A 25898-nucleotide genomic window follows, 5' to 3' on the forward strand; every position below is an offset into this window, starting at 1 on the left:
ATTGATTTAAACTCAGGCATGAAAAAAGCCGCTGTTATAGCGGCTTTTTATCGGTACCCCAAATTAAGCTTTTAGGAAAATTAGTTCCCCTAAAGTTCCCCAAACCTCTCTAGAAGTCATGTATTCCCTAACTAGCTCTCCAATCAAGCATGGGCGCAACGGACAATCGATGTGAATAGATATCAAGACTCAACCTAGAAACAACCTTTGAACAGAGGTTTTCATCTGAAAACCAAAAATTTGCACGAATTATAAAAGAAATCGCCGCATCCAAAAAGCTTAGCAACGCCATAAAGTGGAGAACTAACCGAGTGATTTTTACCGACCAGACTTAGAAACCCCACTTTTAATGCCTAATTTATTGATTTCCAGGTGTAACTGTTCTGGTTGAACAGGCTTAGGTACGTAACCATCCATACCAACAGCGAAACACTGTTTAATATCATCATCAACAACACTCGCCGTTACTGCAATAATAGGCGTAGCCGCTAATTCACGAGATTTTTCATACTCCCTAATACCTTTTGTCGCCTCGAAGCCGTCTTTTTTAGGCATCATTAAATCCATCAAAATCAAATCAAACGCTTGATCTTCACTGTATATATCAATGGCTTCTTGCCCATCGTTAGCGATAACTGTTTGATAATTAACTTGCTTGAGTACGGTTAGCATCACTTTTTGATTGATTTTATTATCTTCCACTACAAGCACACGCAAAGGTGTGACATCAGTCTCAATGGTGGTCGAATTCTCGGCTTCAATAATATTAAAGGCATGCATAATGCGCTCGTGGAGCAGTTCCGCTCGAAAAGGCTTAGGTACGTAATCATTCATACCCGCGTCATAGCACTTTTGAATATCACCTTCGACTACGCTAGCAGTCAATGCAATGATAGGTGTCGCGTCTTTACCATGCTTTGCTTCATACTGCCGTATTTTTCTTGTTGCGGTAAACCCATTCATCACTGGCATCATGCAGTCCATTAAAATCAGATCATAGCGTTGACTGGCATACATGTTGACGGCTTCTTCACCATTGCTGGCAATATCGTATTCAAACCCCATACGCTTGATATGAAGTGAAGCAACCTTTTGGTTTATTTTATTGTCTTCAACCAGCAAGATGACTTTGGAAGCAGGGTTATGCTGTTGCGCATTTTCAATGAGCTGAGAAATTGCCGATTTCACGCGTAAGCAGCTGTCTAAAGCTTTTCGTAGACGATTACCCAGCAACGGATAGGTCACAATTGCAGAAACATTAGGAGTTATTGACTTTGTATCTTGAAGTAAACCTTTAACCAAACACAAAGAGTTGTTACCTAAATTAAGCGATTTAACACGCTCGACATCTGCATTTGCGATTTCAATATCACTTGGCGCCCACAAAATAACACGTTTAGTGTCGCTCTCCTTTGGCATGTCAGACAAGTAGGTGAGCTCCATTTCAGGCTTGATATTAAAATGGGATAGGCTTTCCTTTATCTCAGCCGAAACCTGCTTGATATCTGAAATTAGCGTAACAGAGCAGTAATCGAGATTAATATGGGTTGAGGACTCTTCAATGGCTTCTTCTAGCGGCAAAACGAAATAAAAACGGCTACCTTCGCCTTTTATTGAATCTAGCTGAATAGTCCCCCCCATTAACTCGATAAGTTGTTTGGTAATCGCCAAGCCTAAGCCTGTGCCACCAAACTCTCGAGTTGTAGACGTATCCTCTTGAGTGAAGGGTTTAAAAATCTGCGCTTTTTGATCAGCACTTACACCAATACCCGTATCAATAACTTCAAATTGGATATGATGCGTTTTCAACGTTTCACCATGTTCAACGGACTGTTCTGATACTTTGAGGACGACCTGACCTTCGCTTGTGAATTTGGCAGCATTTGACATTAAATTCATCAACACTTGTCGAATACGGTGGTCATCAGCCATCAATAAATCGGGAACATCGCTGTCGATATGAATGTCTAAGTCGACATTTTTTTCAGCTAACTTGGCAGCAACTATCGCAGCTACATCATAAATACTCTCTCTGATAGCACAAGAATATTTATTAATAGGCAATTTCCCTGATTCAATTTTCGAGAAGTCTAAAATATCGTTGATTAGGCTAAGTAATAACTGTGAAGATGTTTCAATGGTATCAACATAATCACGTTGTTCTGCGTTCAATGTCGTACCAGCGAGAATTTCAGAAATACCTAAAACACCATTGAGTGGGGTTCTGATTTCATGTGACATATTCGCTAAAAAACTACTCTTCGCTTTACTCGCTCTAATTGCCTCTTCTTTTGCTTTAAGCGCTTGGTTTTTAGTGCTAACCAATTCTTTCTGGCCCTTTATTCGTTCAACATTTATCCGCTCTACTTGTTTTGCAAACCGGGAAAGTTCATCTTTTCCTTCAAGCGACTTGCAAAGCTCTATGTTCTCCTGCTCTTTGGTAGAGGCTTCCAAATAGGTCAATACCTTCTGCAAATTATTGATTATTCGCTGTGCTAACGAGTAACCAAACACTAACAACGCAATAAGAAAACTTGTGGTGACGATAAGAAAAATAAATCTTCTTTGTTCGTATGTTTGTATGTTCTCAGCGATTTCTTGTCTCAACTCGTTTTGGATTTTTTGAGCGACGTTTTGAAACAACATTACTCTGCGAGCAAATGCTTTCTGGCCTTCGAGAACGTCACCAGTGCTGATGTTTTCATTGTCAATTAGCAACTGTCGAAACAATGCACTTTTTTCAAAGGCTTCATCAGAAAAAGTATCTAGCAACATTTCAACTTGCTGAGCATCAGCATTAATGCCGACAAAACGGTTCATAAACAACTGCTGTTTGCCGCTTAAGTCCTTAATTTTCTCACGTATGCTCGCCCTGCTCTCTTCATCAAGTGATGCGCTTTTGATAAGTTGTTCGCTGAGCCAGCTTTCTTCATTGACCCAAAAAATCAACCACTCCAATTGAAATAGAGCCTGTAGTTTTGCTGCAATTGCAGGAATTAACGCTGGAAATTGTGTTTTTTCAAATTGAAATAAAAGCTGTGTATGGGTATCCGCTTGCCAATCAATGATATCTAGCATGCTTTCGATATCGTTTTGTGATTCAACACTCGCTTCAAATGTATCTTTGTACTCACTGATAGCGCCATTAAGGGCAGCTTTATTACTATTTGCAGGGCCTGATGCGATATGTTCGGCTAACGAATTGAGTGCTACTTGGCTTTTGGAAAAATCGTATGTAGCTCTCTCATTTTGAAGTGCAAACGTCAGCGAATTTAAGGCTGACAGAGATTGAATAACAGATGCAGCATTGTTCGTACTAGCCACGCGTTCATTGAGCACATTAAGCTGACGGTCGACAAGTACAAGAACAACAAAGGTCGGGAGGAGAATTAACCCGATTAACCTTTTTCTGACACTTAAGTTATTCCATAAACTTACTAGCAACATTTGATGTCCATTTTCAGCCTTACCTTATTAAGGTTAGGTTATTTTCTTTTTTTTTCCTGTATTCCAACTAATATTAGTAATAAGCTCATACAGTTAATCGAGCTAATTGGAATAAATATAATATAGTCATTCAGCCAAGGACGCGCATTTGCCCACTAATCAACATAAAGCAACAGCATCCAAGAGTACCTGCACTTTCATAGTAGCAGTGCTCGTTTTGTTGATAGTGTCACTTTTTCCTGTTCAAGCCATGGCGACTGAATCGCTCGCGGTATTCTCCCTGAATCATGATTTAAAACCTTTGACTAAGAACAAAGTTCGGATGTTATTTCGCGGCAAAACTAAAAAGTTGCAAGGTAAAAAAGTCATGCTATCCGATTGGCCTGAGCAACATACGATTAGAACAGAGTTCTATCTGCAATTACTCGGCAAAGACAATGCACAAATGAATGCACACTGGGCAAGCTTATCCTTTTCCGGTAAAGCTCGTCCGCCCAAAGAACTAAACAACGATTCAATGGATGAATTAATTATGTGGCTATCTGAAAACCCTTCAAGCATAGGCTACGCACCGCTCGACATGTTACCTGAAAACGCCAACGTGCTTTATGTCGTGGATAAGGAGAGTAAGTAGTGAGGAAATTGACGGTAAGTATTGCTAACTTATTTTTTGCGACCAATTGCTTTGCTGCGATAGAGCTTAGCGATTCATTGGTGCTGAGTGGCTTCGGTTCAACTTCAATAAGTAAATCAGACAATGACACACCGTTAATTATTAACCGCAGCATTGCAGACGACGTCTGTTGGGATTGTGATACGACACTGGGTTTGCAATTAGACTACTTTAAAGAGGATTTTCGCGCCTCTACACAACTGGTAAAGCGGCCGCAAGATGAGTGGAGCGATCCTGAACTAGAATGGGCTTATCTCGGTTACGCTATAGATGATATAGAACTTCGTGGTGGGCGACTGAGGTTACCCGTATTTCTTGCATCAGAGTATTACTATGTGGGTCACGCATACATTTTTGCTCGACCACCAGAAGAGCTCTATAACTCAATATTGGGTATCACCGCATATAACGGCTTTAACCTCGTATGGCAGTATGAGATTGCAGATGAATATCAACTGACATTTACACCATTTATTGGTTTTGATGACGACAGTACGGTTGATGTCACAAGCACTCTCGATGTACAAATTGACATTGATAAAATGTCGGGCGCTAGCGCACAAATTCACGGGGATTACTTCCGTTGGAACTTTGCTTATTTTCATGCTGATTTTATGCAAACCTTTGAATTCACTAACGCCTTTCCAGGTGTGCCCTATACAGAGTTAGCTCTACCGAAAGAAGATATCGAATTATATTCTTTTGGTGCAGAGTACGAATTAGGTAATTGGATACTCAACGCAGAACGACAGATGAGTAATATTCGTTCAACCTGGTATGCCAGTGCAGCGTATCGTATAGGTAAGTTTGTACCTTATGCTCTATACGGTGAAAACTATGCCAAAGTAACCAATGTATCTACCTACAATGGTAAGTCAGGCAGAAGTTGGAATTTAGGCGTACGTTATGATTTAAGGTATAACATCTCGGTGAATTTAGAATGGCAGACCTTTGATGCGTTAGGCGGGCAGCGAGGTTCTTTTGTAGAGGCACCGACAGACGATGACGCTGATTTAGTCACCCTGATGGTGAGCTTTGTTTTTTAGCTTATCCTAAGCGTGTAAACACTTAAAAATAGAGGTTACAGCAGCAACTGTAACCTCTATTCAGTTACGAAAGTATTACACTAATTCCATTAATTGCTTTTTATCAAACGCTTTTAAGCTCTCGGTTTCACCCGCTTTAATTTTGTTTGCCCAATCAGGGTTAGCAATCAAAGCACGCCCTACTGCGACTAATTCAAATTCATCATCGCTGACACGCTTAAGCAAATCATCAATATTTGCTGCTTCAGCATCTTTAAAGTTTGCCGTACCATCTTCTGGCAAGAAATCTTGGTTAAGACCAACACTCCCCACAGTGATGGTTGGTTTACCCGTCACTTTTTTCACCCAACCCGCTAAGTTTAGCTCGCTTCCTTCAAATTCTGGCTCCCAGAAGCGTCGTTGTGAACAATGAAAAATATCAACACCGGCGTCTGCCAATGGTTTCAAGAAACTTTCAAGCTGCTCAGGTGTTTCGACCAAACGCGCGGTATAGTCTTGCTGCTTCCATTGCGACCAACGGAAAATAATTGGGAATTCTTCACCAACCGCTTCACGAACTGCACGCACAAGTTCAATAGCGAATGTTGAACGACCCGCTAAATCACCACCATACTCGTCAGTACGTTGGTTGGTGCCTTCCCAGAAAAATTGATCAATCAAGTAGCCGTGAGCACCGTGAAGCTCAATAGCATCAAAGCCAATCTCTTTTGCATCTACAGCAGCTTGAACAAACGCCGCGATAACTTCTTGAATATCTTCCTTGGTCATTTCATGGCCAGTCTTCTTACCCGGGAACGCCATACCTGAAGGCCCATAGCCCGGAGTATCACCACCCGGCTCTATGCCTGGCTTACGAATAGCACCTACATGCCATAGCTGCGGTGCAATCTTACCACCCGCTTCATGCACGGCATCAACGACCTTCTTCCAGCCTGCTAATGCTTCATCACCTGCAAAAAATGGGACATTGTCATAACCCGATGCAGCTTTGTGGCCAACACAAGTACCTTCGGTAATGATTAAGCCTACACCACCTTCTGCACGGCGCTTGTAATAATCGACAACGAGCTGATTGGGGACATTTCCAGGTGAGTATGTCCGCGTCATAGGAGCCATCACAATACGATTATCAAGCTGAAGATTTCCTAGCTCGACAGATTCAAACAATTTCTCAGTTGTCGCCATTTAACTTTCCTCTTTTATTAAACTTTCCGTAACTTACCTAGAGGTAAGTTATCAAATTAAAATTTTTTACTTACTGCCCAAAAGGATATTTATTTGCGCAAGCACATGGTCGAATAACTGCTGACCATGGACTCGCGAATACTGGAGCGCACCTTTTACTGACAACACAAGCACCGTTGCTTGGGCATTAGCATCACCGAGAAATTGGAACTCTTTTTCTTCTCTTCCCCGTTCAAGCACATCAGCAACAAAAGCTAACTCATGCTCGTCTAATTGACGCAATGACTCCTGCATGGCTATCGGTAACGAATTAATGTCCGCTTGCAAACTGCTTAATGGGCATACTTTATTCTTGCCACAGGCAAAACGAAGCATACCGTTGATATAGGTATCTAACTGCTGTCTCGGGCTCTTTTGTTCAATCAAAATGGCAGCAAATGCTTTTTCATGCCACGCTTGAATCGCCGCGCACAGGGCTACGCCAAGATCTTCTTTCTTTGCAAAGTGATGATGTATGCTAGCTTTTGTGATCGATAAATGATTAGCGATATCCAAAAAGCTAAAATTTTCAAAACCATGGATTTGAAGCAAATCCAACGCAACATCAACAATTTGCTCTTTGCGATTTTTTAAACGAGTTTGCATAGGAAAAGACTAACTTACCCCCAGGTAAGTTAGCAAGTATTTATTTATCATAATGACGTAACGTCTGATGAAAAACTGCTAACGAGGAGGTCAATAAAGCTTCTCACCTTCGGTGATAAATGCTTTCGAGACGGGTACACCACAAACACATCAACATCCTTACCAGCATAATCATCCAACATTATGGCAAGTTGACTATTTTCCATCGCCGATTTCATAGTAAAGGCTGGTAGTCGGCATACGCCATGCCCATCTAGCACCATGGCTAACTCCATTTCTGAACTATTGCACATCATACTGGGCGTAACATCCACTTTCAGTGGTGTACCTTCAGGTGTTGTGTACTCCCATCGTGTAGGATTCTTTAAATTGGAATAGCAGATACAACGGTGGTTTTTAAGTTCACTTGGATGTGCAACAACACCATGTTTTTTTACGTAATCATGTGATGCAACGGTATGCGCTGGGCTCGAGAAAAGCTTACGGCAAATCAAGCTAGACTCTTCGAGAGTATGAGTTGCTCGAATTACCACATCAAAGCCATCTTGAACAACATCAACTTTTCTATCATTGAGGTCTAATTCCAAATCTACTTGTGGATACATCGTCATATATTTGGACATAATTGGCTGTAAGTAACTCAAGCTCAACGCTACTGGGCAGCTTACTCGCAGCTTTCCTCGAGGTGTCACATCGCCATAACTGATCTGCCCTAATCCTTGTTCCGCTTCCTGCACTAGCTGCTGACACTGCTGATAGTAAAGTTGGCCTTCTGGCGTTAGCCCGAGCGAGCGCGTTGTTCTGTTTAACAAACGCACACCTAATCGTGCTTCAAGTTTGTTAAGTTCCTTGCTAATGAATGAAGTAGAGTGCCCAGTTTGTTCTGCAGCTTTTGTTAAGCTTCCGCTTTCCACCACTTGTGTGAATATCACCACACCATCGAACAATCGCGTATTAACAGTCATATGGAAAAAGTATTTCAACTTTAAGGCTATTAATTAAAAAATAGCAACAATATATACTGGAGTTCAAGTTAATTGAGTAAGTCGCTGTCATTGATTTAATAGTGACCCTCCGTACGAAACGCTTTAACAAGAGAGGAAATACGATGAAAGTTTTAGCATTTGCTGCGAGCAGCAGCTCCAAGTCAATCAATAAAACATTAGCAAACTACGCAGCTTCTCTTGTAGAAGGTGCGGAATTCGAAATGTTAGATATTAACGACTACGAAATGCCTATTTTTAGCCAAGACCGAGAAGAAGAGCTTGGCCAGCCACAGCAAGCAAAAGATTTTTTTGCCAAGCTAGGGGAAGCTGACGCGATCATCATCTCCTTTGCAGAGCACAATGGTACTTACACAGCGGCGTATAAAAACTTGTTTGATTGGACGTCTCGCATTGATATGAAGGTGTTTCAAGGTAAGCCCGTTGTGTACCTAGCAACATCACCTGGACCTGGTGGCGCACAGAGCGTTTTAGCTGCAGCGACTAATTCAGCACAATTTTTTGCTGCTGATGTACGTGCATCGCTATCAATACCGAGCTTTTTTGATAACTTTGACATGGAGTCACAAAAGCTTATCAATGCAGAGCTAGATTTAGCGTTGAAAGATGCCGTTGCAAAGTTGCACGACTAAGCGAGTAACAAATATAGGAATCAAAAAAAGCAGCCTTTGTGCTGCTTTTTTATTGGCAATGTAAACGATTTACACCCTAAACCAACACGCATATCACTCTACTTTTTATCAAAATTACATGCTGTTACTTTGAAAATTTGTTGGTTCATATACACTTAACTCACTGCCTATTTTTTAGAGAGCCACATGGACTTAAACGCTCGTCAAACCATCATCGTTGCCATTCTAGTCTTGTTTCTGGGCCGTTATCTGAATAAAAAGTTGAGCGTACTTAACCACTTCAATATACCTGAACCCGTCACCGGCGGCGTGCTAATTTCCATTGTTTTCGCTGCGATATATACCCTTTTTGATATCACGGTCCAATTCTCATTGCTTCAGCGAGATGCGCTTCTCATCGTCTTTTTTACCTGTGTAGGCCTGAGTGCTAAATTTTCTACGTTGAAACAGGGCGGCACGACTTTGGTAATTTTACTCGTACTCGCTGTCATTTACTTGGTTATTCAAAATTTAACGGGCATTGGCATTGCCGTATCAACAGGCCTGCCAAGTGAAGTAGGAGTACTTGGTGGTTCGGTAAGTCTCAGTGGAGGACATGGTACCGCTGTTGTTTGTACCTTTATCACTACTTTTGTATTGCTGGTTAAAATATACACTGATAATCGGGGGTGTTTATCCGTTAGATTCCCACTTTAAGCCGGAGACTGTGTACACCCTAAAACTTGTTACGGCGTTAACATAAACAGTTGTTGAACAGTATTAACAGTTGAGAAAGACCCCCATTTGTCCGTTAGCCGTCCGTTAGATTTAACATTTGACATTACTTTGATGTGTTTATTTCTGCTTTGATTTCTACGCCAGCAATCTTGAAATGAATCTTAATGTACATTGATACTCGCCTCTTGTTTAAGTCGATCAAATGATAACTGCTAAAGGCTTGCTGGTGATGATGGAAATGGACTCTTATTGTAACCAATAAAATAATACATACATTATCCTAGAATTTCGGGTTTCGGGGTATGGCCGATATGCACACACAGAAAAAAGGTAAAAGGGGGAATTGCTTTTTTGGCGTTCCTCTCAGAATCGGGGTAAAAGGCTTTTGGATAATATATTCCCAAGAGGGAATTAATTAGATTGTTTGTTCACCAGTTCCGGTGAGTGGTTAGGTTCATGAACATACAGAAGTATGATTATGGTTCGTTTAAAGCTCGGTCTAAATGAACTACCTACATCTACATCAAATTGGTTCGTTATAAATTAACGCTGGACTCTAAACGAACTTTCCGCTAATATCTTAGACTCTAAACGAACTAACCAATGAGATTACGAATATGACAGTATACGGCTACGCTAGAACATCAACCATCGAACAGCAATACGGACTAGAGGCGCAGATTGAACAGTTGAATACTGCTGGTGCTGATGTGTTGTACCAAGAGCAAGTTAGCTCTGTTGCTGCTAGACCCAAGCTTGATACGTTGATGGCAAACATTGAAGCTGGCGATAAGTTAGTTGTTACGAAGTTGGATCGCCTCGCTCGTTCTGTTGCTGACCTTGGCTTGATTGTAAAAGAGTTGGAACTAAAGAAAGCTGACTTGCATATATTGGATATGAACATTGATACCAGCACCGCCAGCGGTAAGTTGATGTTGAATGTTCTTGGTTCTGTTGCTCAGTTCGAACGTGAAATGATGTTAGAGCGTCAGAAAGAGGGTATCGCCAAAGCCAAAGCCGAGGGCAAGTACAAAGGACGCCAGCCGACTAAGTCGGATACTGTTGCTGAGGTGGAGCGTATGATTCAAGAGGGTAACTTAAAGCCTGCTGAGATAATGAAACTAACTGGTGTAGGCAAGACAACTTTTTACAAAATCAAGAAAAGTATGTGAAAAACAACGATTTGTAACACCCCGAATTGTCTGTAGCCACTAGCCCACAAGGGCTGTAGCGATTTTAACAATAAACTTACAGACTACCTCTAACCTCTTATTTAACATACCTACAGACCCAACTGGGGACTGTTACTACACTGACGCTTACCAACTGGTCAGACCGAGTCACATGTTCATTTTAAAAACGTATACGTAATTGGCACAACTTATTTTGTCACAGTCACAGAACTTTTACGACTACGTATACGGGGACTTTTCACGTTTAAATGGCTACAAGACTTATTTTTACTGGGATTGTCACAATCGAGGGGTGTTTTGATTATATTTAAACTGGCACAATTTCATTTGTCACAAATTGAGATGAAACGCTAATATCCTTAGTGTACTTTTAATAATAACGGAGGGCTTTTATGAGCACTGAAAGAATACGGCTAACATTACCCAGTGAGGTGATACGGCTGCTGAACAAAACAAGGGCTGATGGTGAGACTATCAGTGAGTACGCCAGCAAAGTGCTGGTTAAACATTTTAGAGATTGGGGGCTTATGTATGGCACAGCCAAAGAACAAACTAAAGCGGTGTAAAGTCTGCGGCAAAGCAAAGCGAACTACCCACTACGGTATCTGTGCTGAATGTAGAGCAGACCGATTTATGGAAAGCACTTACTTTGAATGGCTATGGTCAATGGCTAAACGTGGTGGCACTAACCAGCTACCCGAAACTATTGAAGACTTGATTGCTGTATTAGAAGTAAAACGGTTCGCTAACTTAGCAATGGGCTGGTACTTCGATGGCGAGGATTTCCAGAAAACGTATAAGTACGAAGTTGGGCACCGATACCCTTGTAGTAAAGGCGGTGCTTTAACTGCTGACAATTTGGTGGTAATGCCTTGGAATGTAAACCGATCACTAGGTAACAATCACGGTGATGGCTTGGAACACTTCAAGAAAACCAGCAAAGAATACACCGATAAGAATGCGTTCCGTCAGGCGTTTATACAGCGCTTCAAAGACGATATGACCCAGTTGTCTAAGTACAAGCTAAACGAGGTGCCTACAGAGCCACAGACGGACGCTTGTTGGGCAATTGATGCTGAACGTGTACTGGAAAGAGAATGTGAGCGTTTAGGTGTGGAACCAAAGGCTACAGATTTTATCGTTAGCAAGTTCGACAAGGTGGAAAGTAAGTTCGCTGATATTTGTGGCGGTTTAGAAACTTTGGAACGTGTTAGTGATTACGCCAGCGAACAAGAACAGATTATTAATTTTTACAAGAGACAAGATAACATTATGAATACAATGACAAAAGAAGCGGCTATGGCTTCACGTATGGACAACATCGAATCAGAGTTAACCGAGCGTACTACTGAAGAATTGAGTGCTGCTGTAATGGATGAAAAGGTTAGGCAAAAGCAGTTAAACGAGACTATCGAAATATTGCTTAGTTTCCCGATCGACCACAAACCCAGCTTGGATAATAAACACCCCAGCCAGTTAGATTCGATGGGTTATACAGATACAAGTAGTGTTAGCGCTGCTGTAGGTAAATACCCCGATTACTTCTACGACAATGTGAGGGCTGCTGTTGACGTTACGGGTATGACAACTGCTGACTGGAATAACGAAGCGCTGGCAAGTGTGATAAAGGGCTTTTAGTCTGTTTTGTAACACCACAAAATGGCTACGGGCTACGAATACCAAGGGATGTAGAGGATTTGATAACAAACATTCAGACTACCTCTACCCTCTCATTTAACATACTTAACGAGGGCTTAATATTATGGCTGCAAAAAGTAACTCTGAAAAACAATGGCTGGCTGATTTGGGGCTGGTCGAACACGAATACCCGCTGATGAGTGTAGACAACAAAGGGCTGGCGCATACCGTTATACCCGACCTACTGATGGCTGATGTTGATGGTAACTTTTGTATTGTCGAGTTTAAAGACGGCAACTGTTTAACAACGGATGGGGCGCGTGGCGGTAAAGCTGCTGCTGATAACAAAAAGGAAAACTACATTAACAACCCACACGGACGAGGCACGTTTAAACAACGTCTTAACTACGCCAGCAATACAATGGGCTGGAATCATTCAGGGCATAAGATGGTGTCAATGGCGAATGCCTTTGGTGCTGTTGAACTTGAAGACGGAACGATGAGCGGTGATACACGAATTATCGTTGTTGACCCCAAGATGGACAAACATAAATCCGATCTTAAACTGTTGAAAAGATTGGATAAATTTACTGATAAGGGTGTCGAACTAATGACACCGGAACAATTCACCGAGTCGTTACAAGGCGGCTTACAACTAACACCTTAATTGAGGATTTTTATTATGACTAAACAACTAACTGAAACTAAAGTATTGAATGCTGTGGCTGTGATTAACCAAGCGGCTGCTGACGGCTTTGAACTGTGGCGTGACCTAAAAGAGTTCGACGGATATGAGCAAGACTTATTCTCGCTGGCTGTACGCAACAGAAAGACGGGAACGGTACGTAAACCTAGTGCTGATGGCTTTGTTAAGTTACGACACAATGACGGCACGTTTAAACGCATTGCTGCGGTGCGAACTAAGCCACTAGCTTTGTAATATAATCACCCGTTAGACCACTAGGTCTGATGTACTACTGTGATGAACCAAGCCAGAATATGATGCTGATAAAACTAAATGTAGTTGCTTGTTCTTTCCTGTTCTTTTCCTGTATTAACTGGAAACATTCACCTGTAAACGACCTGTAAAAGCAGGACAAATCCACCAGTAAACCACCACTAGATACTGGTCAAATCCTTTCCGTAAAGTATCCGTATTTACGGTTACGCTTTCCGATTATTTTCCGTTATTAAACGGGAATCTTTGTGTTAGATATGTGTTAGATACACAAAGCCCTTTCCATATCCTTTCCATATTTGTGGAAACAAACCACCATTAAAGACCATTATTAACCGATCAAACACCGTACAAATTCGGCTGACCTTTCCATTAGATTTCCGTTAGATACGGATACAATGCCCGTTTGAACGGGGGGAAATATCTGGGGGAACATTACGTAAATGTGTCTGGGCTGGTGGTGTACTAACATACATTTTTATGGTCAAAGATACCCCCGTTTAATTCTACCTACCAAAACAGCGATTCTAGGCGTCTTTATTTAAGTAATACAATGGCTTAGGTCAATACCTAAAGTCTCGAATATGAGCGTTTTAGGCGTGTTCCTGTGGACGTATGAGGGCTAAACCAAGCTAGGGTACTTGGCTTTGTCTTCGATGGTACGGATTGATGGATTTAAACCGATAACCCATTGATTTTTAAAGTAAGTGTAATCGTACTGGTCAGTGTATAAGTGTACATCATTGCCGATGTGTAATAACTCGAACTTATCAAAGGTTTGCTGCAAGATTCTGTTTAGTTTAACCCGATCACGATACAACTCGCTGGCTGCTCTCTGACTGTTAAAGCAGTCTAGGGTAAAATCGTAAGCTTCTCTGAAAGATGCGTGAATTGATTTCGCTTTGGCTTCTGCTGATGTTTCGGCGTGGTTCTCGATACGCTGATTTAAATCTGTAATGTTTTCACTAAGCTGCTGTATCCGGTTTGTGATTGCGTCATTGGTGTTTGTACCAATTGATGCCAGAACAGCGTCCAGCGTTGCTGTGGTTGCTTCTAATTCAGCTTGCAATACTTCGACACTCTCTACTGGTGTAAGTGCTGGCGTTGCTAACTTGTTTACGTCTTCAAAGAATGCTGGCCTTAAATATTGCTGGAATATAAACCGTTCAAGTTTGCGGTAGGGTACAGCTTTATTGTCGCACTGTTTGGTTAGCTTCTTGGTGCAAGTTAGATAACTTTGATTAGCTTTCTTTTTGCTGTAGGTCATTGCTGAACCACATTTACGGCACTTGGCTAAGTTGTTGAATACATTAGTAAATCGATCTGAACTACGGCCAACTGTTTTAATCTTTCTTTGCTTTATTCGTGAGCGGCTAAGGTGGAATAATTGTTTGTCGATTGCTGGTGGAAAGTAGTCTGTTATCACTTCACCGACTGGTTGATATTTACCGTCGATTATTTCTTTATGCTGGAAGTGACCAATAACACTGTCAGAACTTAGTATCGCCATTATCGAAGACTTACCCCAAGCTTTTGCTTTAGGTGGTTTTACGTTTTCACTGTTAAGAGTTTGAGCGATACGTGCGCCACCTAGACCGTCTACTGATAACTGGAATACACGTTTAACAACGGCTGCTTTGTCTGGTACTAGTTCATAAGTGTTTGTTGCTGAATTTAGGCGAAGCCAGAAAGGGCAGTTCTTTATTTTCTTGGTTTCAATATCTGGATTACGTTTTGCTGACCAACTAGCTTTAGACCGATACCGTTTAGTAGCTGACTCGTCGTGTGCGCGTTCCATTATTGTGATTGAGATAATAAGGTCGGTTGTGTTTACTGGTGATTGGTAAACCCGATTATCTAAAAGCGTTACTACAGTGATTTGGTGCTGGCGTATAAGTGTTAGCAATTGCATCAATGCGTCTTCTACTGTTGCCCTAGATAAACGGTCAAGGGATTCAACAATAAGATACGAACCAGCTTGTATAAAACCTTTCTCACACGCTTCAATAAATTGTGCTAACGCTGCATCACCAGTTACGTTAGACCGATCAAAAGCACTGACACCTAAATCATTAAATGTTTCTGCTGAAAGAGTAAGACCATTATCTTGGCAATACTTCTCTGCGGCTTCTGTTTGTCTGCGGAGTGAATCGCCAGAGGCTTGTTTTGCTGATGAAAAGCGTTTGTAAGAGTAAGCTGTAGTCATACCGATATTGTACTGATTTGAGGTGGTCATACTGTAATAAAATGTAAGTTGTTAAAAGGGTACACAGTATAGCTATTGCGTGGTCACCAACCTTTGCAGAAAAATATGGCATCAGTAATGCCGCTGAAATCGGCATCGCATGTGCAACTTTTGGCCTTGTACTGGGTGGTATTATTGGGGGGCCGCTCGCTCGCCATCTTATTCATAAACATGCATTAGAATCGACATCACACCAACACTTATCGGTAGGGATTGAAGATGAAAAGCATGAAAAAATTACCGTTGATTCTGTCTTTAATTGCTTGCTTGTACTGGCTCTAGCTATTGGTATAGGGGTTAATTTATATGAATGGCTACAAACAATGGGTGTTCAGCTCCCCGTATTTGTTCCTTGTATTTTTGGTGGCATTATTCTCACCAATACCGTTCCGCTAATATGGAAAAACGTCACATGGCCAACCGGTAAACCAACATTAGCCCTCACTTCAGAAGTATGTCTGGGACTATTTCTTGCCATGTCATTAATGAGTTTACAACTATGGACATTAGTTGAATTGGCGTTACCCATTATTCTACTGCTTGCCGCGCAAGTTGCCATAGTCTCTATATTCGCATTGTTTGTCGTTTACCCGCTGCTTGGCAGAAGCTATGACGCAGCGGTAATGGCTTCCGGGTATGCTGGTCTAGCGTTGGGCGCGACACCCACGGCAATAGCAAATATGACCGCCGTAACCAAGCGATATGGCGCAGCCCCAACAGCATTTATCGTGATTCCTCTTGTCGGAGCATTCTTCATCGATATTGCTAATGCAGTGATCATTCAACGCATGTTAACCCTTCTTGCCTAAAACGCGATTGTTCGACATTAGGTAAAGTGCTGTATAACAGCTTCTAAGCATAGGCTGACCCTTTTCGCTCTGGCACTTAGCTGTGGAAAAATCAAATAGAGCTCACGATAATCCCCTTGAATATCAGGGAAAATAGGAACTAACGTCCCCTGTTCAATTTCTCGTTGGACCATAAAATTTGGAAGCCTTGCTACACCGACACCTTGTAGGCAGGCTTCCTTAAGCAGCTCATTATCACTGGCGACAAACTTCCCTGATGGCATGAATTTATAAATGCCTTCTTCTAAATGGAAATGCCACTCTTTCCAGTGAGGCAGAGAAAGGCAATCAAGCTTTTCCATCGTTCTAGGGTGAGGTTCAATTTTGTGTTTTGACATATAATCAGGAGAAGCAACACACAAATAATTAATGCGACACAAATGGCGGGCCACCATGTCTTCCGGCGGGGTGTTGGTAATACGTACCGCAAAATCAAAATCTTCTGAGACAAGGTTGCGAGTTGTATTACCAGAGTCAATAACCACATTGAGGTCACGGTGTTTGGCCATTAACTGATGAAAAATGGGCCACAGCAGATAACGCGTGACGGCTAAAGGGGCTGTACAACTTATTTTACCTGCTAAGTGCTCCTCTTTCTTTTCCAGCATGGTTTTAGTTTCTTGCCAAAAGGTAGTCAGTTTTACCGCTTCCTTATACAGGGCTTCACCGGCACTGGTTACGCGCATGGTCCGGGTATTTCTTACCAGTAATGGCATACCTAATTGCTGCTCTAATTGCTTTACTTGCTTTGATAAAAATCCTTTGGATACATCCAGCCTATCCGCCGCTTGAGTGTAACTGCCACTTTTTACAACTTCAGCAAACAAACGCATTTGCTCAATACTCATGGGCCTACCTTCTATGACATCAAAATAGAAACACTAACTAACACTGTTTCCATATGTAAACAATATTTTTCCGGTTGTTGGTTGTCGTTTCTGGCAGTTACATGAAAATACGCTATAACCATCAAAGGGGTAATGCGTGATGAAAACGATCAAAAAATTGGGGACAACACTGTGTGCTTTAGCAGCACTGAGTGCTTGTCAAACAACTGAAAACAAGGCAAATAACCAAGCAACAACTCAAGCAAAAATGGAACAATACCAACCTAAACCTTATGTTGAAATTCAGCATCCGGAATGGTCTAAAAGTGCCACTATTTACGAAGTGAATATTCGTCAATATACGAAAGAAGGTACATTTAACGCGTTTGCTGAGCACTTACCGCGCTTAAAAGGCTTAGGTGTAGATATTCTATGGTTAATGCCAATACACCCTATTGGTGAAAAAAACCGAAAAGGTGGCCGAGGTAGCTATTATGCAGTAAAGGATTATCAGGCCGTTAATCCAGAGTTCGGCACCTTAGATGATTTGAAGTCGCTAGTAAATCAAGCGCACGAAATGGGCATGTACGTCATTCTTGATTGGGTTGCTAATCATTCAGCATGGGACAATCCGCTGACAGAAACGAATCCTGAATGGTATACCAAAGACCACAACGGAAACTTTCAACCGACACCATGGTGGGATTGGTCAGATATCATAGATTTCGATTACGAAAACCCTGAAATGCGCAAGTATATGACAGAGTCATTACTTTACTGGGTGAAAGAAGCGAATATTGATGGCTATCGCGCCGATGTTGCCGGTTTTATACCAACAGATTTCTGGGACAACGCGCGTAAAGAGTTAGATCAAATTAAGCCAGTATTTATGTTGGCAGAATGGGATGCTCGCGACTTACATAAAAAAGCTTTTGATATGACCTACAACTGGGGGCTTCACGATGTGATGCATGACGTTGCCACAGGCAAAAAAGACGGTGGCGCGATTTATCACTTCTTTGCACATTCACTCAGTGCGTGGCCAGACAATGCAATAACTATGAACTTTGTTGATAACCATGACAAAAATTCGTGGGAAAAAACCATGTTTGATCGCTTCGGCCCCTATTTACATGCCAGCATCGTGCTGACGGCTACCGCTGAAGGTATGCCTCTACTATATAGCGGCCAAGAAGCAGGTTTAGACAAGGTACTCGCTTTCTTCGAAAAAGATGAAATTGAATGGCGTGAACATCCAATCGGCGACATGTATAAATCATTATTTACATTGAAGCATCAAAACCAAGCCTTGTGGAACGGAAATTGGGGTGGAAAGATGATCCCAGTACCCAATACGGCACCTAAAGCGCTGTTTTCATTTGCTCGTCAAAAAAATGAAGACAAAGTGTTTGTCGTCATTAATTTTTCCGATAAAACTCAAACGGCAACGTTCAATGAGAATATTCAGTGGGGTAACTACACGGAATGGTTTACCCAGCAACCTCAAGTTATTGAAGAGCAAACAGCGTTGACCATTGAACCATATGGCTATCGTATATTTGTTAAAACCTAATCCCTTTTTCTTCCCTCGTAGGACACTTGCATAACTTGCACGTGTCCTACTTTTCTCTTCTTTTCCCTCACACCTAGACATAGTGATTACAATTTCGATCAAAAACCCTCATAGGTATGACAATTCTGACGGCCTAAAACTGCGATAATTTGCAAAATCGTAACAAATAGGGGTCAGCCATGTTTAATAAAAAACTAATCATTGCCATTGTACTTGCTGTGATTTGTTACGGTGCATTGTTGTGGAGTAACGCTCGTCTTTCCAATGAGTTTAAGACATTGCAAGATCATTGGCATAAAGAAATGATGACCCAGCAAAAAGATGTGGATGCCTTCTACAATGTCCGTACGAGTGTTGGTTATGATGGTTTTATCGATAATTTTAAAAATTACATCATTCGACGAGATGCAAGCTACCTAGAGAAATCTAAAGCGTCACTTGAAAACGCTTTGCATAACATAGACTTGTTGTTGAACAGTCCACAAACCGAACAATTCCATCACGACTTCTACCAAATAAAAGAGGTTGTCGCTTCCTATTTAGACAAAGTTAACATTGTAAAAATCGACTTAGCACTAGGCAAAACCTATTCCAACGCAGAGCTAGATCAGTTAGTGGGTGCTGATGACGCGCGTGTGCTTGGTACCATGACCGCTGTCGCCACTCGCTTGTATGCAGACTACTTAGCAACGACGGCCAAAACGGAAGGTTTACTTGAAAAAGCACAACTTCGAATTTTTGTACAAACATATATCGTTAGTCCATTCGTGCTGTTTTTGTTTCTTGCGTATGTTTACTCTCTAATCCGCACATCAAGACTGCTCAGGGAAGTTAACGCGTTGTTCAGTGGAACCCCAGATGCGCTAGTCGTTTGCGACCAAAGTGGTCGTATCATCAAAAGCAATCAGCAAGCGGCACTCATGTTTGGCTACACCGACAAAGAGTTCAGTAAACTAACCATTGATAACCTTGTCAGTATGGACCGCCACATTCATAAAAAACTACGTGATAGTTTTACCTCCTCACTGACAGGTAAACCAAGCGAAAAAGATGTTGTCATGCAGTCTGAGCAGCAAGATGTTAAAGCGATATTAAAGTCTGGTGACTCTATCCCTGTTGAAGTAAAAATCACCGCATTTAATGTGGGTAAAACGCCAAGGCTTGTTGCTTCCGTAAAAAACCTTAGTTATGTAAGGCAGTTGGAACGTGATAACCGCCTAGATCCACTGACTAAGCTAACGAATAAAATGGCGACAGAAGAGACATTAAAAAGAGAAATTGGCCGTGCAAAACGTTACCAGCGACCATTGTCAGCAATGTTTATCGACATTGACCACTTCAAAAAAGTTAATGACACGTATGGCCATTTAACGGGTGACTATGTGCTAAAAGAGTTTGCTGAATTACTGTCGAGTAACATTCGAGCAACCGATTTAGTGGGTCGCTTTGGTGGCGAAGAGTTTGTCATCGTGTGCCCGGAAACCTCTCTTGAACAAGCTGTTGTTTTAGCTGAAAAATTACGCCAAGAAGTCGAAGCATTTAACTTTGACACTGTCGGCAATGCAACCGCCAGCTTCGGTGTTGCAACGTTAGAATTAACAGAGCAACGCGATGGCATGACTAAATTGCTGGCTCGTGCGGATCAAGCGCTCTACAAAGCGAAGAACTTAGGTCGCAACCAAGTAAAATCAACCGGAGAGTCATTCTCCGAGGTGGTTGTTGACTTTAAACGCCACGGTTAATCTTAAAAGGATGTTGGCTAACGCCAACAAATACGCTAAGTTGCCTTATATGTAAGATATATTGTGTTAGACTCCATATTTCTATCACATTTTGCGATTACACTAACTGGCAGCTTAACGTTATTTTCGGTCTAAATGCAGTATTCCCGTCACATCAATAATGAACCTTTGCTGAGTAAACTCCACTCATTAACGATTAATGTGTTGAGTCTTCTTGCACCTCGATTAGCCTATCGAATGTTTATAGATCGTTTGCAAACACCTCGTAAAATTCAGCACCAATGGTCGTGTGACGTAGATAGATTCAGTATCAACACACCCATTGGCAAAATACGTGCTTTTGCATACGGAGAAGGTGAAGATATTTGGTTGGTGCATGGTTGGTCTGGGCATGCTCATCAATATTGGCCATTAATGCAAGCACTTGCTGAAAAAGGTTATCGGGCAATTGCACTTGAACTGCCAGCTCACGGATATAGTCGCAGAAACCAAGTGTCTATCCCACAGCTCATTCGCGCTTTCGATAGCGCTGCCAGAAAGATGTTTAGCCCCAAAATGATTATTGCTCATTCTATAGGCGCGACAGTTGTAGCGAATGCGAGCTGGTTTAAAAATTATCAAGACAAACTTATTTTAGTTGAACCAACCTTTGATCCGTATCTACTTCAATATGAGAAAATGTCCGGATATCGATTCAACGACGCCTATTTTGAGCGCTATGTACACCATATACTAAAGCGCGATAAAGCGTTGCTGACTAACCTTGGTCTAGTGGAATGTTTAATGGACTTTACTGGTGAAACGCACATCATTCACGAAGCAAAAAGTATTGATGCTGTCCTTGAACAAGTCCCTGTTTTAGCTAAAAAGCCGAATGTTGCTTTAGTCTGTGCTGATGAAAATAATGTGTTAGAGAGTGACAACATCATCCAACTGCTACGAAAAGCCTGTTAACGCTCTCTGATACGACCAGTAAATATCTAATTTTCCATATTTTTTCCACATTTGCTTGGTATGTTTCTCACTGTTTATTAACAGCCATAAAAGAGTCACATGAGTAAGCAAGAGTCGAATCAACGCAGTAAATTTCTTCCTGTCGTCTTAAGTGCCTTGGCAAAAGTGCTACCGGGTGTCGGATATAGCCTGTACAAAAAGCGCCTGCTAACCCCAAAAAAAGTAAGAGAAAAGTGGTCATCTCAAGTTCGCTGCTTTCATGTTGAAACCCCTTACGGCAAAGTAAGGGCTTACCGCTATGGCGAAGGCAAAATGGTTTGGCTAGTACATGGCTGGTCGGGGCATGGTCGACAATTTTGGCCGCTTATGCAAAAACTTGCAGAACAGGGTTACTGCGCTATCGCTTTTGATTTGCCTGCGCACGGCTATAGCAACCGTTTACAAATTACCATTCCGCAACTGGTGCGTGCATTCGACAGCGCAGCATCCAGCTTATTTGAACCGGAAGTGGTGATTGCTCATGGCATTGGCGCAAGCGTCGTTGCCAATAGCCGATGGTTCAAGCGTTTTGATGGTAAATTTGTCATGGCTGCGCCAATCGTTGACCCATGTAAACATCAACGTTCGTTGTTCAAAGACTATACCTTTAACCATGAATACTTTGAGCGCTTCGCACATGACATTTTGCGACGCGACCGCGTGCTATTTTCCTCAATGAATATATCTGAGCCGCTTGGCAGCTTTCCAGGAGTCACGCATATTATTCATGACAAACAGGATGTGATGGCACCATTAGCTGCCGTGTTACCACTGGCCGAAAAGCATAATGTAGAGTTGATAACCACCAACACGTTAGGTCACCAGCGCATACTCGAAAGCCGAAAATTTATGAAAATACTGCCATAGTCATCAACGTATTTGCTGACTACCAAACGGAGGTCAGCATCTTAATACTCAACGCCACAAGCAGTAAGGCGAACACTTTTTTCAGCACTGCGACAGGGAGTGCATGCGCAACTTTTGCACCGATAGGTGCGGTAAAAAAGCTCGTCACAGCAATACATGCTACGGCAGGTAAAAAGACAAACCCCAGGGTTAGGTGCTCGCCGTAACTTTTACTCCAACCATTCACTAAATACCCCAATGTACCGGCAACAGATATAGGCAGCCCCATTGCCGCAGACGTGCCGATGGCCTTTTTGATATCAATGCCTTTACGCGTTAAGTAAGGTACGGTTAATGAGCCACCGCCAATAGAGACTAACGCAGAAATAGCACCTATACCTGTGCCTACAGAGAGCAGTTGAAGTGTCGAAATCTCTGTTTCTTCTGCGTTGGCTGTTTTTTTGAAAAACATTTGCCAAGCGGTAAAGCCCATAAAGGCAGAGAAAAACATAGCGAGATACAAAGAGTTTAATTGTGCCGCAAGAAATGTTGCTAAAAAGGTTCCAAGGATAACCCCGCCAGACATTTTACTTACTACAGGCCAAACAATGGCTCCTGCTTTTCGATGGGCACGCAAACTAGCGATTGAAGTAAAGACGATACACGCCATTGAGGTTCCAAGTGCAAGGTGGACGACACTTTCTGTATCAATGCCTTGGGCAAGTAACATGACTGTTAGAGCGGGCACCATGATGCCGCCGCCACCGACACCGAGTAGTCCTGCGACAAACCCAACTACTACACCAAGAATTGAAAAGGCCAGCAGCCACTCATATGTCATTTCACACCCCAAAATTATCGATGGAATCGCACCATAGCAATAACCTTGGGGTGATGACAATAAAAGCCTTTAATTTTCAGTATGCTAGCTTTTATATTTTACTGAGCAACCGTATGGTGCTGTGAGTTTTTTATCAACCGCTGCACCAGCCATTAAGCTATTCATACCTGCATCAACATAGTTGGTCGCCTTAGCAATGTCAGCCGGATTTGCTGACTTGATACTATCGATGGCGCCAGCATAACGTAGCATACCTTTCGGGTCGATGATGTACATGTGCGGTGTTGTCTTTGCGCCATATAACTTACCTACTTCACCACTTTCATCAAACAAAACATGACTCGGTGCAGCCTTGCGTGTTTGTGTTAGCTCATCAGCTTTTTCGGGACTGACATGGCCTTGTTTACCTGGAGCGGAAGAAATGATGGATAACCACACCACATCTTGCTCTGTGTATTTTCGTTGTAATGCCTGCATGTTATCGCTTTCATAGTGCTTTTTAACATAGGGGCAAAGATGGTTAGTCCACTCTAAAACAACATACTTACCCGCATAATCGCTCAGGTTTACCGTTTGACCTTGGCTGTTTTGTAGCGCAAATGTCGGTGCCGTTTTATCTACTTTTACTGCTGCACTGGTTATAAATGGCAGCATACAAACTATTGTCACTAGCCAGTGTTTAACGTATCGCATGGTTTAGCTCCTGTTGTGCTTGTTTTATTGCATTGATCACAATTTCTGGTGTTAGAACTTGTGGTAAAACTTGTTCAGACTTATTGCCTGCGTACACTACATAAAGTGGCACGCCTGAGCGTTGGTAACGCGTCAAGAAGTCCAGTATTTCTTGGTTTTTATTGGTCCAGTCACCCACCAAATAATGCACGCCTTGCTGTGCTAATGACTGTTGTAATTGCTCATCATTGAATGCAACTTGTTCGTTAACTTTACAGGTGATACACCAGTCAGCCGTCATATTGACCACCACTACTTGCCCATCATCGCGTAGTACTGCAAGTTTTGTGTCGCTATAGCTCTGCTCGGTTTGAATACTTTCTCCTGGAGAAAAACCCACAGCCTTTACGCTGGTATAGCCTGCAACACCCAATGCAGCTGCTAAAGCGACATAGGTAGTAGCACTCTTCATTTTACTCGCTAGCCAAATAGCAAGTGCGAATATCAGTAAGCCAGACAATAACCACAGTTGCCCCAAACTATTGGTCTGCCCTAAAAACACCCAAAGCAACCACACTACCGTCGCTAACATGGGGAAAGCCAAAAATTGCCTAAACGTTTCCATCCAAGCCCCAGGTTTTGGTAGTAGCGCTGCAAACCTAGAGGATACGCTAAGCAAACTCATCGGCATGGCGAAACCAAGCGCGAGTGCAGTAAAAATTAATAAGGTATCTAGCGCAGGGCTTACCATAGCGATACCTAGAGCTGTTGCCATAAATGGTGCTGTACAAGGCGAGGCCACAATAACGGCTAACACGCCAGTAAAAAACTGGCTGCTAAAGCTATTTCCTTGTGTCAGCTTTTGGCCAGCCCCAGAAAGCCTAGCCCCGGAAGGCGCGACATCCCATAGCATCAGCGCAATAAAAAGAAATAAGAAAGAGAGTCCAGCGATTACCAAAGGCTCTTGCAAATGAAAGCCCCAGCCAATGGCATTTCCACTTGCTTTAAGCCCCAAGATCAATACGGCAAATAACCAAAAGCTCAACAATATTCCCGCTAAATAACCCCAATGATCGTGCTTTTGTGTTTTACCCACACCGTTGCCCGCTGCCAGTGCCATGGCTTTTATTGAGAGTACCGGCAATACACAAGGCATAATATTGAGAATAAGGCCGCCTAAAAAAGCAAAAAACATCATTAGCCACAGCGACTGGTTTGTACTTGCTATCGATGCGACGCCAGCATTCAACTGCGCATTGAGATAAAAGCCCTGTTTACCGTCCGTCAGTAGGAAATTCACAGGCTCATCGTTAAGGCTAAAATAATCAGACTTGGCAAGTAACACATTTTGCTGAGTTTTATCATGTTCTTCTGCTATCCACTGTTGCTTGGCATTGTGTTGAATTAAGTCAGCTCGAAACGGCAATAACTGCCAGTCCCCGTTATAAGGTGTTTGCACTGATAAGGTGAGATATTGTTCAGTTATTTCATACTGCCCTTCAAGTTGCGTTGTTTGGGGCAATCGCTCGCGAGTTTCAAGAAACATCTTCGCTTGCTCTGACGCTATGGCGTGTTCACCAACAGCAATATCGATTGAGAGCGTCGCCCAGCCAGGAATACAGTCTTCTTTACATACTAACCAAGACAAATCAGCAGTGATGGTTGCAGTATCTGAACCGGCGAGGTTATCGACCGTAAACGGTACCATTAGCAACGTATCACCGCTGTAGCCATAATTGATTAGGTGGGCAACTGGAATCTGCTCTGGAATTGGCCAGTGAATGTCACCAAAATTTATTTTGGCATCCGTTTGCCAGGAAACCGCCGGCGCTTCACCCGAATCTCCGGCGTTACGCCAGTAGGTATGCCATTCAGGATCTGGTGATAGTAATATTCCCAGCCAATATTGCTTACCTACAATAACCGTAGAATGTTCAGAAAGTAAGGTCACTTTAATATGCGGCCCATCTGCGGTGCTTTGCGCCCAGCCCTGCTGAAAGAGGAGCACAAAACTGACCAGAGCAGCAACTAAGTGTTTCATATATCGACCAAATTTAACCTGATTAATTATTCACCATCATAGCCTACGCGTTACGCAAAAATGAAGATCAAACCGTAAGGAAGTTACATTGAGCCTTAGGCTTTTTTGCTTCGTATTGTTTCTACTTAAGTC

The 25898-nt window shown here is 42.3% G+C and carries 23 protein-coding genes; 14 read left to right on the forward strand and 9 right to left on the reverse strand.

From position 1 onward, the window contains the following. Positions 1-318: 318 nt before the first annotated feature. Entirely contained in the window at positions 319-3447 is a 3129-nt protein-coding gene (locus ACFSJY_RS03710; protein ID WP_386031224.1) for a response regulator, read from the reverse strand. Between the two features lie 148 nt (positions 3448-3595). On the opposite strand from ACFSJY_RS03710, the gene ACFSJY_RS03715 reads away from it, so the two are divergent. Continuing rightward, positions 3596-4081 carry a hypothetical protein gene (locus ACFSJY_RS03715; RefSeq protein ID WP_386031226.1) on the forward strand — a complete coding sequence of 162 codons (486 nt, stop codon included), beginning with the start codon at positions 3596-3598 and terminating at the stop codon, positions 4079-4081. Further along, a complete protein-coding gene (locus ACFSJY_RS03720) occupies positions 4081-5166 on the forward strand; it encodes a hypothetical protein (RefSeq protein ID WP_386031229.1) in 1086 nt (361 codons plus the stop codon). Before ACFSJY_RS03715 ends, ACFSJY_RS03720 begins: the two co-directional genes overlap by 1 nt. A 75-nt stretch (positions 5167-5241) precedes the next feature. Here ACFSJY_RS03720 and ACFSJY_RS03725 read toward each other — a convergent pair whose 3' ends face one another. From ACFSJY_RS03725 to ACFSJY_RS03735, 3 genes are all read right to left on the reverse strand, one after another. Then, on the reverse strand, positions 5242-6351 hold the full coding sequence (locus ACFSJY_RS03725; RefSeq protein ID WP_386031231.1) for an NADH:flavin oxidoreductase: 1110 nt from the start codon (positions 6349-6351) through the stop codon (positions 5242-5244). A 66-nt stretch (positions 6352-6417) separates the two neighbouring features. Further along, positions 6418-6996 carry a TetR/AcrR family transcriptional regulator gene (locus ACFSJY_RS03730; protein ID WP_386031233.1) on the reverse strand — a complete coding sequence of 193 codons (579 nt, stop codon included), beginning with the start codon at positions 6994-6996 and terminating at the stop codon, positions 6418-6420. Between the two features lie 47 nt (positions 6997-7043). After that, complete coding sequence (locus tag ACFSJY_RS03735; RefSeq protein WP_386031235.1) at positions 7044-7961, reverse strand: LysR family transcriptional regulator; 918 nt, start codon at positions 7959-7961, stop codon at positions 7044-7046. A gap of 143 nt (positions 7962-8104) precedes the next feature. Between ACFSJY_RS03735 and ACFSJY_RS03740 the strand changes: the two genes are divergently transcribed. The 7 genes from ACFSJY_RS03740 to ACFSJY_RS03770 all read left to right on the forward strand — a co-directional run bounded on the left by ACFSJY_RS03740 (position 8105) and on the right by ACFSJY_RS03770 (position 13120). Further along, positions 8105-8632, forward strand: a complete 528-nt coding sequence (locus ACFSJY_RS03740; RefSeq protein WP_386031237.1) for an NADPH-dependent FMN reductase — start codon at positions 8105-8107, stop codon at positions 8630-8632. A gap of 186 nt (positions 8633-8818) precedes the next feature. Then, positions 8819-9328, forward strand: a complete 510-nt coding sequence (locus ACFSJY_RS03745; protein WP_386031239.1) for a sodium/glutamate symporter — start codon at positions 8819-8821, stop codon at positions 9326-9328. A gap of 638 nt (positions 9329-9966) precedes the next feature. After that, the gene (locus ACFSJY_RS03750) at positions 9967-10521 is read left to right on the forward strand and encodes a recombinase family protein (RefSeq protein WP_386031241.1); all 555 of its coding nucleotides are present in this window, start codon (positions 9967-9969) and stop codon (positions 10519-10521) included. Positions 10522-10934: 413 nt separating this feature from the next. Further along, positions 10935-11108: a hypothetical protein gene (locus ACFSJY_RS03755; protein ID WP_386031243.1), complete on the forward strand. Its 174-nt coding sequence runs from the start codon at positions 10935-10937 to the stop codon at positions 11106-11108. Between the two features lie 67 nt (positions 11109-11175). After that, a complete protein-coding gene (locus ACFSJY_RS03760; RefSeq protein WP_386031245.1) occupies positions 11176-12180 on the forward strand; it encodes a hypothetical protein in 1005 nt (334 codons plus the stop codon). 124 nt (positions 12181-12304) lie between these two features. After that, positions 12305-12847, forward strand: coding sequence for a hypothetical protein (locus ACFSJY_RS03765; RefSeq protein WP_386031247.1), 543 nt, complete (start codon positions 12305-12307; stop codon positions 12845-12847). Positions 12848-12862: 15 nt separating this feature from the next. Beyond that, positions 12863-13120 carry a hypothetical protein gene (locus ACFSJY_RS03770; protein WP_386031249.1) on the forward strand — a complete coding sequence of 86 codons (258 nt, stop codon included), beginning with the start codon at positions 12863-12865 and terminating at the stop codon, positions 13118-13120. Between the two features lie 640 nt (positions 13121-13760). Here the strand turns inward: ACFSJY_RS03770 and ACFSJY_RS03775 are convergent. Continuing rightward, positions 13761-15344, reverse strand: coding sequence for a recombinase family protein (locus ACFSJY_RS03775; RefSeq protein ID WP_386031251.1), 1584 nt, complete (start codon positions 15342-15344; stop codon positions 13761-13763). Between the two features lie 74 nt (positions 15345-15418). Here ACFSJY_RS03775 and ACFSJY_RS03780 point away from each other — a divergent pair, with 74 nt between their 5' ends. Then, positions 15419-16192 (forward strand): sodium/glutamate symporter, encoded by a 774-nt coding sequence (locus tag ACFSJY_RS03780; protein ID WP_386032216.1) that lies wholly within the window; start codon positions 15419-15421, stop codon positions 16190-16192. A gap of 17 nt (positions 16193-16209) precedes the next feature. Here the strand turns inward: ACFSJY_RS03780 and ACFSJY_RS03785 are convergent, their stop codons facing one another. After that, on the reverse strand, positions 16210-17079 hold the full coding sequence (locus tag ACFSJY_RS03785; protein WP_386031253.1) for a LysR family transcriptional regulator: 870 nt from the start codon (positions 17077-17079) through the stop codon (positions 16210-16212). A 139-nt stretch (positions 17080-17218) separates the two neighbouring features. Between ACFSJY_RS03785 and ACFSJY_RS03790 the strand changes: the two genes are divergently transcribed. The 4 genes from ACFSJY_RS03790 to ACFSJY_RS03805 all read left to right on the forward strand — a co-directional run bounded on the left by ACFSJY_RS03790 (position 17219) and on the right by ACFSJY_RS03805 (position 22233). Then, on the forward strand, positions 17219-18631 hold the full coding sequence (locus tag ACFSJY_RS03790; RefSeq protein ID WP_386031255.1) for an alpha-amylase family glycosyl hydrolase: 1413 nt from the start codon (positions 17219-17221) through the stop codon (positions 18629-18631). Between the two features lie 179 nt (positions 18632-18810). Further along, the gene (locus ACFSJY_RS03795) at positions 18811-20373 is read left to right on the forward strand and encodes a sensor domain-containing diguanylate cyclase (RefSeq protein WP_386031257.1); all 1563 of its coding nucleotides are present in this window, start codon (positions 18811-18813) and stop codon (positions 20371-20373) included. Positions 20374-20508: 135 nt separating this feature from the next. Continuing rightward, entirely contained in the window at positions 20509-21327 is an 819-nt protein-coding gene (locus tag ACFSJY_RS03800) for an alpha/beta hydrolase (protein ID WP_386031259.1), read from the forward strand. Between the two features lie 99 nt (positions 21328-21426). After that, positions 21427-22233, forward strand: a complete 807-nt coding sequence (locus ACFSJY_RS03805; protein ID WP_386031261.1) for an alpha/beta hydrolase — start codon at positions 21427-21429, stop codon at positions 22231-22233. Positions 22234-22252: 19 nt separating this feature from the next. Here ACFSJY_RS03805 and ACFSJY_RS03810 read toward each other — a convergent pair whose 3' ends face one another. The 3 genes from ACFSJY_RS03810 to ACFSJY_RS03820 form a co-directional block, all read right to left on the reverse strand. Then, entirely contained in the window at positions 22253-23053 is an 801-nt protein-coding gene (locus ACFSJY_RS03810; RefSeq protein ID WP_386031263.1) for a sulfite exporter TauE/SafE family protein, read from the reverse strand. An 84-nt stretch (positions 23054-23137) separates the two neighbouring features. Continuing rightward, complete coding sequence (locus ACFSJY_RS03815; RefSeq protein WP_386031266.1) at positions 23138-23746, reverse strand: redoxin domain-containing protein; 609 nt, start codon at positions 23744-23746, stop codon at positions 23138-23140. Beyond that, the gene (locus ACFSJY_RS03820; protein WP_386031268.1) at positions 23733-25766 is read right to left on the reverse strand and encodes a protein-disulfide reductase DsbD family protein; all 2034 of its coding nucleotides are present in this window, start codon (positions 25764-25766) and stop codon (positions 23733-23735) included. The genes ACFSJY_RS03815 and ACFSJY_RS03820 overlap by 14 nt, the downstream gene beginning before the upstream one ends. Between the last annotated feature and the right edge of the window lie 132 nt (positions 25767-25898).

It is taken from the genome of Thalassotalea euphylliae (genome assembly GCF_042682785.1).
GTDB classification, from domain to species: domain Bacteria; phylum Pseudomonadota; class Gammaproteobacteria; order Enterobacterales; family Alteromonadaceae; genus Thalassotalea_F; species Thalassotalea_F euphylliae.